This window comes from Shewanella sp. QJM3NY_23, assembly GCF_056173105.1.
On record NZ_CM149657.1, the window covers coordinates 102,369 to 118,434 of the forward strand.

The following is a 16,066-nucleotide window of genomic DNA, read 5'->3' on the forward strand; positions in this document are numbered from 1 at the left end:
TGATTACAGGGTGCGGTATCGATAATCGCTGTATTTATGTTCTAACCTACAAGGTCTTGTGATGTTAAGCAACTGCTGAATACTGCCTTGTTTCGTTATTTATTTTGACGCTAACCTGCTGTTTTTTATTTTTATTCTCCATACGTACCCCATGAGTAAGGCGAAGGCGGCGGCCATTGCAAACCACTGTAATGCATAGCCGTGATGCTTGTGAGCACTCAAGGGGATGGGCTGCCAAGGGTGTGCTAACTCAATCGGTAGCCTAGAGGTGGGTTGCAAGACCGCTGGGACCAAGTGATGCTGTAACTGCTGTTGCAGTGCCGTAATATTGAGGTTTTGAATGCGCATAGGATCACCAGGCTCAGCAAATAGCTGCTCGCTCAGTGGGTTGAGAGATTTTTGATATAGCCTGCCACTTAAGGAGAGTGAGCTCGTTATTGGCTGCACTTGAGGTAAGATGCGCCGATCGACTCCACCAGGAACAAAGCCTAATTCAACCAGTAATGCCGTTTGATACGAGGCAACCTGCATCACTTGCAGCACCAAATAACCGACTTTGCCGTTATAGACTTGGTTGTCGAGCAGAATAATGGGGGTATCGGTTGGGCTGACGTCGACCTTTAAACGGTAACCCGTTAGGGTCGTATCTGGTGCCATAGCCAGCAGTTGGGCATATGACAGTGGCGCAGAGGCTTGGCGAGCGGTTAATTGCTGCTGCCATGCGACTTTTTCATCGGCACGACTGAGCTGCCAAAACCCGAGCTTGACCAAGATGCTAAACACTAGCACAGTAACACAAACAACCAAGGCTGTTGTCCATGACAACCCACGTTTAGGAGCCTGCATGAGTGCAATATTGCTATTTAAAGTCGTGCTAGTGTTACTGCTTTTTTTCATCATTTTTAATCTTGGGCGTGCGTTGTTTATCTTAGTGAAAGGGGAAAGTAAGGTACCCATGAGCCAATATTTAGGCCGCCGGGTATTGTTTTCGCTATTGGTGATCCTACTGCTGTTACTGGCACTAGGGTTTGGGCTAATTACTCCCAACCCTAGGCCTTATTAGCTACAGCACATACACAAAAATAAATAAGCATAGCCAGACCACATCGACAAAATGCCAATACCAACTGCCCGCCTGAAAAGCAAAGTGCTTATCTGGGGTGAAGTGACCTTTTAACACTCTAAAAAACAACACCAATAAGAAGATGGTTCCTAAGCTCACGTGCATGCCGTGGAAACCGGTGAGCAAGAAAAAGGTGTTGCCATAAACGCCAGAGGACAGGGTCAGCCCCATCTCCTGATAAGCATGGGCATATTCTTCAACCTGTAACAGTAAGAATGCCAATCCGAGTAAGATGGTCAGCCCCAGCCACAGGGTAAGGGCGGTGCGTTTACCTTTTTCGAGATTGACATGGGCAAAGTGTAAGGTGACCGATGATGTGAGTAATATGATGGTGTTGTACAGTGGCAGCCCCGTCCACCCCATTGCTTCGGTTTTAGTGCCATCTGGCGTGGTGACCAAGGGCCACATCGCTTCAAAGGTAGGCCATAACACTTCGTGAGTCATGGCGTTATTGGAGGCCCCGCCTAGCCATGGCACGGCTATCATACGGGCATAGAGTAGCGCGCCAAAGAAAGCGGCAAAAAACATCACCTCTGAAAAAATAAACCAGCTCATCCCTTGGCGAAACGATCTGTCCATCTGTTTCGAATAGAGTCCAGCCATCGATTCGCCAATCACGGTTCTGAACCAGCCAAAAATCATATACACAATCACTGCAATCCCGGCAGTCAGAATATAACCGCCGCTCGATTGCTCGCTATTGAGCTGCTGTATATAAGTGCCAGCCCCAAAGGCGATTAAAAATAGCCCGATGGCGCCTATTATGGGCCAGGCACTTTGCGCTGGCACATAATAGTGTTCGTGTTTAGTGGTCATTTTGCCGCTCCTTGCTCAACAGCGCCGACATAACCCTTGTCGGTGATGTTGTAGAGAGTATAGGAAAGTGTCAGTGTCGATATCGTGTCTGGTAGATCGGGATCGACATAGAAAATTAGCGGTAATGCAGCACTACCTTGCGCCGCTAACCGCTGCTGATTAAAGCAGAAACACTCGGTTTTATTAAAGTAGGCGGCCCCCTGCCCAGGTGATACCGAGGGAATGGCTTGGCCTACGGTGGTCGCAAGCGCTAGGCTCTTAGCGTTAAAGTTAGTGCGTACAAGCTCGCCAGGGTGAACCTGCATACGTTTGACCTCTGGCGTAAATTCCCATGGCATATCCTGTTGTATATGAGCCATAAATTCGACGGTCACCATTCGCGACGTATCTATGGTCATCGGCTTGTAGGTCGACGCTGTCGATTGTGTCTTGCCGTTAATGCCCAGTTGCTCACATAGCACGTCGTATAACGGCACTAAGGCAAACCCAAAGCCAAACATGCCTATCGCGCCAGCGATTAGCCAGATGATCAGCTTGCGGTTTGATGCTGCCAGGGGCTGGGACATGTTATTTCACCTCGGGAGGAGTCGAGAATGAGTGATAAGGAGCCGGGCTTGGCAGAGTCCACTCTAATCCCTCTGCACCATCCCAAGGTTTAGCTGGTGCTTTTTCACCGCCCTTGATGCACTTAATCACTAAGGCGAGAAAGATAAACTGCGATAGCCCGAAAGCGAAGCCGCCAATAGAGACAATTTGGTTAACATCAGCAAATTGAATTGCATAATCAGGAATTCGACGCGGCATTCCCGCGAGTCCTAAAAAGTGCATAGGGAAAAACAACACGTTAACTGAGATAACCGAACACCAAAAATGCAGTTTACCCAGCTTCTCGTCATACATATGTCCAGTCCATTTAGGTAGCCAATAATAGGCGGCGGCCATAATGGAGAAGATAGCCCCTGTGACCAATACATAATGGAAGTGAGCCACCACGAAATAGGTATCGTGATACTGGAAATCCACCGGAGTAATGGCTAGCATCAACCCCGAAAATCCGCCTATGGTGAACAGTATGATAAAGGCGATGGCAAACAACATAGGTGTTTCAAAACTGAGTGATCCGCGCCACATGGTGGCGACCCAATTAAAGACCTTAACCCCAGTTGGCACCGCGATGAGCATAGTACAATACATAAAAAACAGCTCAGCAAATACTGGCATGCCCGTGGTAAACATATGGTGTGCCCAAACCAAGAAGGACAAAATCGCAATACTGGCAGTGGCATAAACCATAGAGGAGTAACCAAAGAGACGTTTGCGACTAAAGGCGGGCACAATAGCCGATATGATACCAAATGAAGGTAAGATCATAATGTAGACTTCAGGGTGGCCGAAGAACCAGAAAATATGTTGGAACATCACAGGATCGCCGCCACCAGCTGCATCAAAGAAGCTAGTGCCAAAATATTTATCCGTCAGTACCATAGTGACCACCCCAGCAAGCACAGGCATGACGGCAATCAACAAGAAAGCGGTGATTAACCAGGTCCACACAAATAGCGGTAATTTCATCCAGCTCATGCCGGGGGCGCGCATATTCACAATCGTCACCACCACGTTGATGGCTCCCATGATGGAGCTGATCCCCATAATATGGATAGAAAATACAAACAGTGCCGTGCTATCAGGGCTATAAGTGGTGGATAGCGGAGCATAGAATGTCCAACCAAAGTTGGGGCCACCACCTTCCATAAAGAGTGAGCTTAATAATATGGTAAAGGCGAAGGGTAAAATCCAAAAGCTCCAGTTATTCATCCGTGGTAGCGCCATATCAGGCGCGCCAATCATCATGGGTATTAGCCAGTTTGCCAGGCCTGTAAAGGCGGGCATGACGGCACCAAACACCATGATCAAGCCATGTACAGTGGTCATTTGATTAAAAAAGTTGGGCTCGACTAATTGTAATCCAGGCTGAAACAGTTCGGCTCGGATCACCATGGCCATGGCACCGCCAGTAAGAAACATAATAAAGCTGAACCACAGGTATAAGGTGCCGATATCTTTATGATTAGTGGTAAATAGCCAACGCTTTATGCCGGTTGGGTGAGCTTCGTGGTGTTCGTTAGACTCTTCAATATGAGCGGCATCCATATTGGCTTCGCGCGTTGTTGTATTCATCATGCCTCCCTATTGACCATGTTGACTAACGTCAGCGGCTTGGACGGTATCACCGACATCATTGCCCCAAGCGTTACGCTCATATGTCACCACAGCCGCTATCTCCTGTGGTGTTAGCTGTCCAGCGAAGGCTTGCATTGCAGTGCCCGCCTTACCATTAACAACAATATCGATATGTGCTGTGACTGGGCCGGTGGCAATGGCGCTGGCTTTTAATCCGGGGAACACCCCTGGAAGTCCCATGCCATTTGGCTGGTGGCAGGCGGCGCAGCGTGCCATGTATATCTGCTCACCTTGGGTCATCAGTTCATCCATAGATAAGGTTTGCGATAATGAGGCTTCGGTCGCGGCGGCGGCGATTGTGGCTTGGTTTTTTTGCTCATCGATCCAGATATCAAAATCGGCTTCAGACAACACTTCAACCACTATGGGCATAAAGCCGTGATCCTTACCGCACAGTTCTGCACATTGGCCGCGGTAAGTGCCGGGTTTATCCACGCGGGTCCAAGCTTCATTGATGAAACCGGGGTTAGCATCTTTTTTTACCGCAAAGGCTGGCACCCACCAAGAATGGATCACATCATCTGAGGTCATCAAGAAACGCACTTTTTTATTAATGGGAAGTACTAGGGGTCTGTCGACTTCTAATAGATAGTTTTCGCCCTTCGTTTCACTGCCTTCAATTTGTGCTCTAGGGGTAGCAAGCAAGCTGTAGTATTCGATATCGTGATCAAAATAACTGTAATGCCATTTCCACTGTGAACCCGTTACCTTGATGGTGATATCTGCATCGCTAGGATCCTCCATGGCGATAAGAGTCTTAGTGGCGGGGATAGCCATCACGATCAAGATAACAAAAGGGACGATAGTCCAAGCTATTTCGACTTTAGTGCTTTCATGAAAATTGGCTGCCACTGCGCCTTTTGAGCGACGATGGTTAATGATGGAGTAGATCATTACCCCAAACACTATGATGCCGATGGCGCAACAGATATAGAGAATGGTCATATGGAGGCCAAAAACCTTACCACTGATCTCTGTTACCCCTGGTGTCATATTAAGGGGCATATCCGCTGCGAATATGGGCGGGGCTAGTAGTAACCCCAGCAAGCTATACCACAGATGCTTCACTAGACTTCTCCTCTGTCAATTGCGAAGGCAACTACAAAGAAAAGTCACACAGTATGTCTCGGCTCCATGCAAACTTTTCAGTTCCCAAAAAAGCAACGATGACTTCATAGTGCGCTGGTGGTATTGATGTTGTTATTGCTGGTGGTCACCACATTTGCACTTACGGCTGACTATATCAGGCTAATTTCAGCTTAACTGGACTTTGCTAGAGATGTTCACTCGCAAGCCAATGAAGCCGACTACTAAATTGTTCGGATATAACAAATAATCGTTGATATCTATTACTAACTTAATCGCTGTTTAAATATTGATCAAGATCACTTTTTTTTATTTTGTTAAAAAAAACAGCGACAAAAAAGCCCCTCGCGGGGCTTAAGTATGGAAAGTTTGAGCAGTAATGCTAGTGCAGTGAGCCAAATAATGATGCTTGGTGGTAGCCCGGATCTTGCTCTGCTAGGGCAGTTACTGGTAGGTGACTATTGGCTTCTTCAATCACAACACCCAGAGCCTGAGTACTTTTGGCGACCAATTGTAAGCGGCGGTAATCGCGTGCATCGAGTGCTTGGGTCCAACTGATCACCGCACTGGACGTACCACTAGTAAGCGCTTTTTCCATCGCCCATAGCGCTTCAACTTCATCTTTGGTGTGCACTAATAAGATTCTATCCATGCGAACACCGGCATCGGCGAGCATCTGTTTATAGCCAATATTCGGTGGGCTAATCAGTACTACCCACTGGCCTTGTTGGCTTAATCTTGCTAATTGCGGTGTTAGCGCTTGCAACTCATGCTTACCTTGGGTGCGACTCGATAATGTCGCAATGGTACAGTGCTGAGTTGGCTTGTGTTGCTTATTCATATCGACCCAAAGGCCGGGATGCCGCGGGGCATTACCCATTAGATTATTCATTGCCAATCTCCGTTGCGGATAACACCTACGGCAAGCCCTTCGATGCTAAGGCTTTGGGTAGATAGGTCGACGACTATCGGTGAATATTCTTCATTTTCGGCGTGAAGATATACAGTATTACCTTTCTTTTCAAAGCGCTTTACTGTGACATCATCTTCGACGCGAGCTACGACAACCTGCCCATTACTGGCTTGCTCCACCTTATGTACCGCAAGTAGATCGCCTTCGAGAATACCAATATTTTTCATGCTATCGCCGCGGACTCTTAAGAGAAAATCAGCGCTTGGGCGAAACATCGCTGGGTCAACTTTGTAGTGTTGCTCAACATGTTCTTGGGCCAAAATGGGTTCACCGGCAGCGACTTGTCCAATCAGTGGTAAGCCAAGATCTTCGCTATCATCTTCTTGAGTTAGCTTAATACCTCGCGAGGTCCCAGGCATTATTTCGATGCAGCCTTTTTTGGCTAAGGCTTTTAAATGCTCTTCGGCCGCATTGGCGCTTTTAAAGCCTAGGCGACGAGCAATTTCAGCTCGGGTAGGCGGCATGCCTGTATCGGCAATATTGCGTTTAATTAATTCTAATATTTCAGCTTGTCTAGGGGTTAATGGTCTCATTACAGATCCTGTCTTTCCATACAGTAACTGTCAGTATATACAGTATTTAAAGTAGCGCAAGGATTAAGCATATTTTTGTCGGCAATGTGGTGGGATTTGCTTAAAACTGGAAAAGAAGGTCGCAGATTTATTTTTATTGCAACCTGACTTTTTAATTTAAATCAATGTTATGAATTTGATTTTACGGAAAGGATTCATTGGGTGTCGCTGAGTGGCGCGATTGCTCTCTTATCTGTTGAGGTGATCTCTCTGCCAAGTTCGGGCGGTGAAACAAATAAGCAGTCAATAGGGTTTGGTTACACCACGCGCCTGCATTTATCCTTATCTTGTGTCATTAAGCGTGGAGCTATTATGGCTTGCTGGCGATAAGGTCATCTAACAGGTGATGGTAATCATGGATTGCGGGAAAGTCGGTAAATATTTTATGGGGCTTTTTACTATCAGGATTGCTTATGCCAAGCAAATACCCAACTCCAGCTTGTTTGGCGGCATGTAAGATAGCTTCGCTGTCATCGATAAATAAACACCGACTGGGTTGCAATTGATATTGGTTAAATAAGCTAGACCAAAATTGAGGGTGCTCTTTAGCAAAACCCGTTTCATGGCTGGAGATCATATGGTCTAACCCTTGCGCTAGCTCTGTGTGTTCTAGTTTGAGTGCTAGGCTATGAGGGTGGGCATTGGTCACTAATATTCTGGTTTTATGCTTTTTAGCCAATGTGTGCAGAAATGGCATGCTGTCTTGGCGTAACTGTATCCTGTCGGCCAATGTGCGTTGCAGCTGCACAATATCCAGTTGCAGTTGTTGCTGCCAGTAGTCGAGGCAATACCAATCCAAGGTGCCAACCACTTGATCGTAGGCTTGTTCTACCAAGACATTAGCTTCATTTAGAGAGATGTTTCTGCTGTGACTTAAGGTTTGCGGCACTAGCTTGAGCCAAAAATGGCTATCAAAGTGCAAATCTAGCAGTGTGCCATCCATATCAAGCAGTACAGTATCGATTTTATCCCAAGGAAACATAAGGTCAGTAAAAAAATTCTATCGTGAGAGTTGTGGATTAGGCCCATCATAGTAAGATTGAACTGTGATGCAAACGTCATTTTATCAGGGACATTCATGTCGGACCAAAAGCCACAGATATTACATACACAAGTTGTTGCCCAGAGTCGGTTATTTCAAATTGAGCAAGTACACCTGAAATTTTCTAATCAGGTCGAGCGCCAGTATGAGCGTATGAAAGGCAGTAATCGTGGCGCCGTAATGGTGGTTCCTGTATTGGGGGAGCAACTGTTGCTGGGCAGAGAGTACGCAGCTGGAACCCACAGCTATGAACTGGGCTTTCCCAAAGGGTTAGTTGATCCGGGAGAGACGCCTGAGCAGGCCGCTAATCGTGAACTGCAAGAGGAGATAGGCTTTGGGGCTAAAAAATTAACCCATTTAATGGAGTTAAGTCTGGCGCCCAGCTATTTTGTCAGCAAGATGCAGATCTATATTGCAGAAGATCTGTATGAGAGTCGCCTTGAAGGCGATGAGCCTGAGCCAATAGAGGTTGTTTCTTGGCCGCTTGCACAGTGGTCAGGGCTATTGGCATTGGAAGACTTTTCAGAATCGAGAAGTGTGAGTGCCTTGTTTTTAGCCCAGAAGCATTTAAAACTAAAATAGTTATTTCAATTCGGATATATGCATTACCTGTCTAGGTTGTTGGAGTTGTGATGAAGCCAGAAGAGTGTGTGGAACAGGTGATCGCCATCGCCGTTGAAGCGGGAATGGCCATCAAAGATATTTACCTTGAAGGTAGCTTTGATAAAGAAATTAAGGCGGATAATACCCCTGTGACGTCTGCCGATCTCGCTGCGCACCAAATTATCACCGCTGCGCTGACTCAGCTGACTCCAGATATTCCTGTGTTATCTGAAGAAGATGCCGACATCCCGTTATCCGATCGCGTCGATTGGCCCAGGTATTGGCTGGTCGATCCATTAGATGGCACTGGAGAGTTTATTGCTGGCAGCGGCGACTTTTCGGTGATCATTGCGCTAGTTGAGCATAATCGCCCTATTATGGGGATTGTTTATGTACCCATGACAGAGGTGATTTATTATGCCATCGCGGGACTGGGGGCTTATAAGCGCTCGAGTAAAGGCGAGCAGCGCATTGCCAGTCGTCAATTGACACTCGATGATTCGCGCTCATTGCGCTTGGCGGTCAGTCGTCGCCAAGATCCGCAGTCGGTATTAAAGCTACTGAACCAGCCTAAGCATTGTGAGCTAGTGGTGCTCGGCGGAGCAGCGCTTAAAAGTTGCTTGGTCGCCGAAGGGCGCGCCGATTGTTATGTACGCATTGGCCCTACTGGCGAGTGGGATACCGGCGCGGCACAAATTATTGTCGAAGAGGCGGGCGGGCAGATCATGGATCTTGAACTGCAGCCGCTCAGTTATAACGAACGTGAATCGCTCGAAAACCCTAATTTTATCGTGGTCGGTTCGACCCATTTACCTTGGGATGAGTTGTTAGTCAGTGAATAAGCCAGTTGATATTACCCTGCGTGCGGCGCAAAAGGGCGAACTGGCCGGCGTTTATCGGCTTGAACAGCGTGTGTTTGGCGCACATTGTTATCCGGATTTCTTTTTTCGTCAGAGTTTCGATTGTTGGCCAAGTGGTTTGCGTGTTGCAATAGATCACAATAATCGTCTTCTTGGCTATATCCTAATGGTGCAAAGTGAGCAGCGGCATATAGGTTGGATATTATCTGTCGCCGTGGAGACACTCGCCCAAGGCCGAGGTATCGGCAAACGTTTGATAATCGATGCACTTAATCACTTGGCGCCGTCGGTCACTCAGGTAATGCTCACTGTGGACCCAGCTAATCCAGCGCGTCATTTATACCTAGCATTGGGGTTTGTCGAGTTGCAAACAGAAGCTGACTATTTTGGCCCAGATGCATCACGGGTGGTGATGTGTCTGATGCGCTAAGCCTTGTCTATTGTGCACGGCCACAGCTTGGCAATGGCTTATATAACCCTCTACTGCCGTCTAAATGGTTAGGCTAACCTAAGGTCGCGGCAAGCTGGAGCAAATATGCTGTTAACAAAACGATTTTTGCCCTATTTTGTCACCCAATGTTTAGGCGCATTAAACGATAATATTTATAAAAATGTTTTACTCTTGATGGTGGCTTATAGCCAGATCAATGAGTTGCCAATCAGCATTAATTTATTTGTCAATTTGGCCGCGGGCCTGTTTATTTTACCCTTCTTTCTTTTTTCAGCTCATGCCGGGATGCTCGCTGACAATATGGACAAGGCGAAGCTTATCCGCAGACTCAAACAACTCGAAGTGGTTATCATGTCGTGCGCTGCGATGGCTATTTTGTCTCAAAGCTACATGGTGATGTTACTGCTGTTATTTTTAACTGGCTGTCAGTCGGCCTATTTCGGGCCGGTAAAATATTCACTCTTACCGCAAGTATTGGCCGAAGAAGAGTTAGTTACGGGTAATGCTTGGGTCGAAATGGGTACATTTTTAGCTATTTTAAGTGGCACATTGAGCGCTGGGCTGTTGATGACGAGTGCGCATGGGATTGTCGCCAGTGCCTTGATTGTCTTTGTACTTTCCCTGTGTGGTTATTTGGCCAGTCGCGCCATTCCGGCTTTGCCTCTACAGCATGACGTAACCCCAATTCGTTTTGCTCCTTTATCTGACACGTGGCGCGCCATTACCCAGGTGAGAAAGACGCCAAGCATCTGGATGGCGATCATCGCCATTAGCTGGTTTTGGTTTCTCGGTGCCACTTACCTAACGCAATTTGCTTATTTTGCTAAGTTACATCTGTCCTCTGATGCCAGCGTAGTGTCGCTATTATTAGCGCTATTTTCGGTGGGTATCGCGGTGGGCTCCTTTTTATGTGAACGCTTATCCTATGGTCATGTTGAGTTAGGTGTCGTGGCTTTAGGCATGGCTGGGTTGACCCTGTTTGGCCTCGATTTAGTCTGGGCTATTCCACCAGCGCAGTTAGATCCCTTGTGGGTTTATAGTGTGGGAGACTTTATCGCCACAACAGCGCATTATCGACTGATGTTTGACTTGTTGATGGTGGGGGTCAGTGGGGGCTTGTTTATCGTCCCGTTGTACGCTTTTATCCAGTCGCGTGCTGCACCGGGTAAATGCGCACAGGCGATTGCTGCTAATAATATTGTTAATGCGCTGTTTATGGTGTGCTCGGCGTTATTGGCCATGTTACTGCTGGCGGGATTTGGGTGGAGTATCCCTGAGTTATTTACCTTACTGGCGGTACTTAATCTGGTGGTCGCTGCCTATATTTATGGACAAGCGCCTGAGTTTCGTTGGCGCTTTGTCAGTTATCTCTTTCGTCATGTGCGTTACCGCTTCAGTGTCGAAGGGTGTGACAAATTGCCCAAACAGGGGGCTGCGCTGCTGGTGTGTCCTCATATCAACCAGTTCGATGCTTTGTGCGTGATGGGCGTATCGAGTCGTCCGGTGCGCTTTGTTATGCCATCCTCTATCATGGCGAGCTCTGTTAAGCCGGCAGGAGTGATCCCTTTGGCTATGGGTGAGATAAGCGGCGCAAGCAATAATGAAGCATTAACCATGATTGAGCAGGCGTTAGCCAATGGCGAGTTACTGTGCCTGTTAAGCGATAATTTAACCGTGAGTGATGCCATGACGGCGAGTTATCAGGCTCAATTTAACGCCTTGATCGCAAGTATTGCGGCGCAACCTCCTGTGAAGGTTATACCGGTTGCAATTAAAGGATTAGCAGAGCCGAGTGAGAGTCAAGCAAACACACTTCAACCTCGGCAGGTTTGGCCAAAGGTGTCGCTAATTGTCGGTGATGCCATGGCGGTATCTCAGGTGAGCGCCACATCACTGCATCAGCAAATCACTCGCTTGATGACAGACCCATCATAAAATCAAGACCCCGGCTTAAAACCGAAACTCATTATCTACATTTTGGAGTTTAGTTTTGGGATGAAATAATCCTAAATAGCTAAGCTATCTCGGATTATTCCATCGTTTTGCTCGAATTCAGGTGAGTGATTCAGTCACGCTTAATGGCGGTCATGTCATTAAGTGATGTTATTGGGGCGTGTATTGATCGAGCCACTGATGCACAGCTTGATGATCACCTGTAAAAATAATCCGATCGGCTTTTTTATCAATCTGATATTGGTACATAGGATCGTAGTATTTACTCAGCAGCACGTTTATCCACTCGAGATGAGCTGCTGTCGTGCCCTGGCTTTGTTGTACATTTAAGGCATGAGTCACCATCGCCTGCAGTTCATCATGTTGTTTGCCGCCAAGGCGTTTTTTTATGCCACTGATGCTTTGCGACAAATAATCGGCAAAAGCGATAAAGCCGGCCTCTTCGCCGAGGCGATCAAGATAACCTTGATGCATCTTATGGACATATTCGTCGAGCAATCGGTTTAATCTGGCTGTTTGGCTCTCCTCTAATACCACCACTTTTGCCACTTGCATGCCTTTATAAAAGGCTTGTGGTAGCGCAGAGCGACCAATGAGGTAGCTTTCATCTTCGAGCAGTAACGATTTGGCTTCGCTAGCTTGGTGTTTTAGCAGTGCCACAGCGAGGTTATTTTCGAAGTTGATCTGCGAAGGTTGCGGCTCGTGGTAGCGGCCAAAGCTTGAGCCGCGATGATGGGCAAGGCCTTCTAAATCCACGCCTTCTGGGCGCTGTAATAAAAAGTCCGTTTTACCACTGCCAGTGATGCCGCTGAGGATCAACATGGGTTTTACCCTAGGTGCTTGATCTATGGTGTCTATCAAAAACTGACGCATCGCCTTATATCCGCCTTCGATATAGGGGACGGATAGCCCAGCCTCCTTAAGCCATTGCTGTGTCAGTTGTGAACGCAGTCCACCGCGGAAACAATATAGGTAAGCATTAGGGTGACGAGCAAAATACTCGCGCCATGCATCGACCCTTTGTTGTTTGATGTCACCATTAACGAGCGTATGACCTAAGGCAATCGCGGCGGCTTGGCCGCGTTGCTTATAACATGTGCCCACCTGTTCGCGCTCATCATCTTGCATTAAGGGTAAGTTAGTACTGGTCGGAAACGCCCCTTTATCGAACTCGATGGGCGCGCGCACATCCATTATGGGGTGGTCGTTAATAAACAGCTGGGTATATTGGTTTTTAGAAACCATAAGTGGTGGCATTAGCACAGTTCCACGAGTTGCTTCGTTGCGGGTTTGGTGACCAAATGACCAATGCTTATTGGCGCAATATCATTAGCCTCGAGTAGGCTAATTAAAGCCGCTTCATGGCTTGCTGAAACGGCAATCAATAATCCGCCACTGGTTTGTGGATCGCACAATAGTGCTTTTTGTTCCTCATTGACCAGGGGTAAATGTTCGCCATAGCTGTCGTAGTTTCTATGGGTACCACCGGGAATGCAGCCCATCTGCAGGTAGTCTTTTGCTTTGGGTAACAAGGGCAGGGCGTCGATATCAATCTTAGCTGCCACATCAGCACCTAAGCACATCTCAATGAGATGGCCCGCTAAGCCGAAACCTGTCACATCTGTCATGGCACTAACGCCGACAATTTTTGCGATAGCTGGGCCGATTTTATTGAGCTGGCACATGGCCTCTGGAGCGATATTACTATCTTCATCGGCTAGCTTTTTTTGCTTCTGAGCCGTGGTCAAAATACCGATCCCCAGTGGTTTAGTGAGATACAGTTTATCGCCGACCTTAGCGGTATTGTTTTGTTTGAGTTCGGTTAACGGAATTTGCCCAGTAACGGCTAGGCCAAAGATGGGTTCTGGCGCATCGATACTGTGGCCACCTGCCAGCATGATGCCAGCATCGGCGCACGCTTGGCGCCCACCATCGACAACTTGCTGAGCGATCTCTGCTGGTAAAGTATTCACTGGCCAGCCCAATATGGCGATGGCCATCATTGGCGTCCCGCCCATGGCATAAATATCGCTAATCGCGTTGGTGGCAGCAATGCGACCAAAGGTAAAAGGATCATCCACTATCGGCATAAAAAAGTCTGTGGTGCTGATAATGCCCGTTTCATCATTGAGCTTATAGACGGCGGCATCATCGCGGGTGCTGTTACCAACGAGAATATTAGGGTCATCGAAGATAGGTAATTGCGATGCCAGAATCGTTCCCAATACTTTGGGTGATATTTTGCAGCCACAACCTGCGCCATGACTGTATTCGGTAAGTTTTATCTTAGTGTCTGACATGAGCTCGAACTATCTCTAAATGAACGGGTTAGCCGCCCATGATAGACCCATCTATTTAGCACTTCAATCTGTGGTAAGGCAGATGTGCGTTACGCACGTCAAAGGGATGGTTAAATTTATGCGGAAGGACAAAACCGGGTCACTGATTAGTGGCCCGGTGTGATAAAACCCTAACTTAGATGTAATTGGCGGTGAGTAATTTCCAATTGCGTTTACGCATCAGTAGGTCTTGTTTGAGCTGTTCGACTCTGAGCATTAATTGTTTGTGGGTCAGTTTTTGCCGCTTGGCGTCTAATAACTCTTTTTGCGCTTGGTAATATTCGCTAATGTGGGTTTTGAGTAACTCATATTCATCATGTAGTTTCTCGAGTATCTCATCACCATTGGCTAACTGTTCAACCTTGTTACGAGTGCGTTTTAGCTGCATCTGTAATTTAGCACTTTCGATCCGTTCTTGTGGAGTGACTCGTAACTGGGTGGCCAACCCTGTCCATGCCATCATATTGATAAGCCACTTAGTGGGATCGTAATGCCACCACTGGATCCCATTACGATAGTCGTTTTCAAAAATATGGTGGAAGTTATGGTATCCCTCACCGTAAGTAAAAACGGCCAAGATACCATTGTCCCGTGCGGTGTTTTTATCTGTGTATGGCTGTTTGCCCCAGATATGTGCTAGCGAGTTGATGAAGAAAGTGCAGTGATGAACAACGACTAATCTCAATAGGCCTGCCATCAGTAACATGGCCAATATATCACCATTGAGCCAACCCAATAACGCCGGTAAGCCAATGTTCATGAGCAGCATGAGTGATAAATAATGTTTGTGCTGCCACATCACAATTTTATCATTTTGCAGGTCACGCACATTTTTATAATCGTGGTAACGCTGGGCTTGATACTCACGTAACATCCACCCAATATGGCTATACCAGAAGCCCATGTTCGCCGAATAGGGGTCTTTATCATTATCATCGACATGCTTATGATGAATACGATGATCCGATGACCAATGTAACGCACTGTTTTGCAAAGCCAGCGCGCCGCCTAATGCAAATAGCAGGCGCATTGACCAGTGTGCTTTATAGGTGCGATGAGACCAAAGTCTATGATAACCAGCGGTAATTGATAATCCGCTTGCAAAGGCCAAGCCGATAAAGGCCACCCATTCTGCAATACCATAACCGTAGGTGATGCCGTACCAAGGTACAAGTATGACAGCACCTAAAAAGGTGATGGCAAACAGCAATATATTAGTCCATATGAGGGGAGGTTTTTTCATTATAATATCCAACAGCAAAATTGAGCGTACATCTGTACGCCAATTTAGCGTGCTTAATAGGCTAGGTCAAGATAGGCTGCGTTTTTATGTTAAAGAATGTATTATTGCCAGATTCTCTTTATCTAGTGGATTCATCATGATGGGCGTCAGGGCACAGCAGAAGGAAAAAACGCGTCGCGCGTTAGTTGATGCTGCATTTAATCAGTTAAGCGCAGAGCGCAGTTTTTCTAGCCTAAGCTTACGAGAAGTAGCTCGTGAAGCCAATATCGCGCCAACTTCATTTTATCGTCACTTTAAAGATATGAATGAACTGGGTTTGACCATGGTCGATGAGGGCGGTTTAACATTACGCCAGATGATGCGTAAGGGACGTCAACGCGCCGAGGCGGGTGGTAGCGTGATCCGTATCTCGGTCGAGACCTTTATGGAGGTGCTTGAATCTAACCCTAACGTATTCCGTATTCTGTTACATGAACGCTCGGGCACATCGGCGCCGTTTCGTGCTGCGGTCGCGCGTGAGATTGAGCACTTTATATCAGAGTTAGCGCATTACACCGAAGCCACGGCGAGGCGCTCACCAGAATTAGCCCGTGCCCAAGCTGAGGCATTGGTCACATTGGTGTTTAACGCAGGAGCTGCAGCGTTAGATATGAAACGAGTGGATCGTAAGATATTAGCCGACAGGTTGGTTATCCAGTTGCGTATGGTGGCGAAAGGGGCTGAGTCGTTACAACAAAAAATGGAAAACCGCTGATCCAGTATGA

Annotated in this window: 16 protein-coding genes and 1 pseudogene; 6 read left to right on the plus strand and 11 right to left on the minus strand. The window is 47.2% G+C overall.

Features of this window, described 5'->3' with window-relative positions; all coding sequences use genetic code 11:
- Positions 1-99: 99 nt before the first annotated feature.
- On the minus strand, positions 100-846 hold the full coding sequence (locus AC0VXX_RS00465) for an SURF1 family protein (RefSeq protein WP_475515479.1): 747 nt from the start codon (positions 844-846) through the stop codon (positions 100-102).
- Between AC0VXX_RS00465 and AC0VXX_RS00470 the strand changes: the two genes are divergently transcribed.
- Positions 845-1,063 carry a DUF2909 family protein gene (locus AC0VXX_RS00470; RefSeq protein WP_475515480.1) on the plus strand — a complete coding sequence of 73 codons (219 nt, stop codon included), beginning with the start codon at positions 845-847 and terminating at the stop codon, positions 1,061-1,063. The two genes, AC0VXX_RS00465 and AC0VXX_RS00470, sit on opposite strands and share 2 nt — an antisense overlap.
- On the opposite strand, the gene AC0VXX_RS00475 is transcribed toward AC0VXX_RS00470, so the two are convergent.
- The 7 genes and pseudogenes from AC0VXX_RS00475 to yrfG form a co-directional block, all read right to left on the minus strand.
- Positions 1,064-1,939 (minus strand): cytochrome c oxidase subunit 3, encoded by an 876-nt coding sequence (locus AC0VXX_RS00475; protein ID WP_475515481.1) that lies wholly within the window; start codon positions 1,937-1,939, stop codon positions 1,064-1,066.
- Complete coding sequence (locus tag AC0VXX_RS00480; RefSeq protein ID WP_475515482.1) at positions 1,936-2,505, minus strand: cytochrome c oxidase assembly protein; 570 nt, start codon at positions 2,503-2,505, stop codon at positions 1,936-1,938. The genes AC0VXX_RS00475 and AC0VXX_RS00480 overlap by 4 nt, the downstream gene beginning before the upstream one ends.
- A 1-nt stretch (position 2,506) precedes the next feature.
- On the minus strand, positions 2,507-4,117 hold the full coding sequence (ctaD, locus tag AC0VXX_RS00485; protein ID WP_119978694.1) for a cytochrome c oxidase subunit I: 1,611 nt from the start codon (positions 4,115-4,117) through the stop codon (positions 2,507-2,509).
- Positions 4,118-4,135: 18 nt separating this feature from the next.
- Positions 4,136-5,248 (minus strand): annotated as a pseudogene (gene coxB, locus AC0VXX_RS00490) (cytochrome c oxidase subunit II); the annotation flags it as partial.
- 400 nt (positions 5,249-5,648) lie between these two features.
- Complete coding sequence (locus tag AC0VXX_RS00495; RefSeq protein WP_475515483.1) at positions 5,649-6,158, minus strand: cell division inhibitor SulA; 510 nt, start codon at positions 6,156-6,158, stop codon at positions 5,649-5,651.
- Positions 6,155-6,772: a transcriptional repressor LexA gene (gene lexA, locus AC0VXX_RS00500; protein ID WP_475515484.1), complete on the minus strand. Its 618-nt coding sequence runs from the start codon at positions 6,770-6,772 to the stop codon at positions 6,155-6,157. Before lexA ends, AC0VXX_RS00495 begins: the two co-directional genes overlap by 4 nt.
- A 349-nt stretch (positions 6,773-7,121) precedes the next feature.
- Positions 7,122-7,793, minus strand: a complete 672-nt coding sequence (gene yrfG, locus AC0VXX_RS00505; protein WP_475515485.1) for a GMP/IMP nucleotidase — start codon at positions 7,791-7,793, stop codon at positions 7,122-7,124.
- Positions 7,794-7,889: 96 nt separating this feature from the next.
- Between yrfG and nudE the strand changes: the two genes are divergently transcribed.
- From nudE to AC0VXX_RS00525, 4 genes are all read left to right on the plus strand, one after another.
- Positions 7,890-8,435, plus strand: coding sequence for an ADP compounds hydrolase NudE (gene nudE, locus AC0VXX_RS00510; protein WP_475515486.1), 546 nt, complete (start codon positions 7,890-7,892; stop codon positions 8,433-8,435).
- 50 nt (positions 8,436-8,485) lie between these two features.
- On the plus strand, positions 8,486-9,298 hold the full coding sequence (gene cysQ / locus AC0VXX_RS00515) for a 3'(2'),5'-bisphosphate nucleotidase CysQ (protein ID WP_475515487.1): 813 nt from the start codon (positions 8,486-8,488) through the stop codon (positions 9,296-9,298).
- Positions 9,291-9,746 (plus strand): GNAT family N-acetyltransferase, encoded by a 456-nt coding sequence (locus tag AC0VXX_RS00520; RefSeq protein ID WP_475515488.1) that lies wholly within the window; start codon positions 9,291-9,293, stop codon positions 9,744-9,746. Before cysQ ends, AC0VXX_RS00520 begins: the two co-directional genes overlap by 8 nt.
- A 105-nt stretch (positions 9,747-9,851) precedes the next feature.
- A complete protein-coding gene (locus AC0VXX_RS00525; RefSeq protein WP_475515489.1) occupies positions 9,852-11,702 on the plus strand; it encodes an MFS transporter in 1,851 nt (616 codons plus the stop codon).
- 168 nt (positions 11,703-11,870) lie between these two features.
- Here the strand turns inward: AC0VXX_RS00525 and mnmH are convergent, their stop codons facing one another.
- The 3 genes from mnmH to AC0VXX_RS00540 all read right to left on the minus strand — a co-directional run bounded on the left by mnmH (position 11,871) and on the right by AC0VXX_RS00540 (position 15,302).
- The gene (gene mnmH, locus AC0VXX_RS00530) at positions 11,871-12,977 is read right to left on the minus strand and encodes a tRNA 2-selenouridine(34) synthase MnmH (RefSeq protein ID WP_475515490.1); all 1,107 of its coding nucleotides are present in this window, start codon (positions 12,975-12,977) and stop codon (positions 11,871-11,873) included.
- Positions 12,977-14,020: a selenide, water dikinase SelD gene (gene selD / locus AC0VXX_RS00535; protein ID WP_475515491.1), complete on the minus strand. Its 1,044-nt coding sequence runs from the start codon at positions 14,018-14,020 to the stop codon at positions 12,977-12,979. Before selD ends, mnmH begins: the two co-directional genes overlap by 1 nt.
- A gap of 175 nt (positions 14,021-14,195) precedes the next feature.
- Positions 14,196-15,302 (minus strand): acyl-CoA desaturase, encoded by a 1,107-nt coding sequence (locus AC0VXX_RS00540; protein ID WP_475515492.1) that lies wholly within the window; start codon positions 15,300-15,302, stop codon positions 14,196-14,198.
- A 139-nt stretch (positions 15,303-15,441) separates the two neighbouring features.
- Here AC0VXX_RS00540 and fabR point away from each other — a divergent pair, with 139 nt between their 5' ends.
- Positions 15,442-16,056, plus strand: a complete 615-nt coding sequence (gene fabR, locus AC0VXX_RS00545) for an HTH-type transcriptional repressor FabR (protein WP_475516895.1) — start codon at positions 15,442-15,444, stop codon at positions 16,054-16,056.
- The last annotated feature ends 10 nt before the right edge of the window (positions 16,057-16,066 follow it).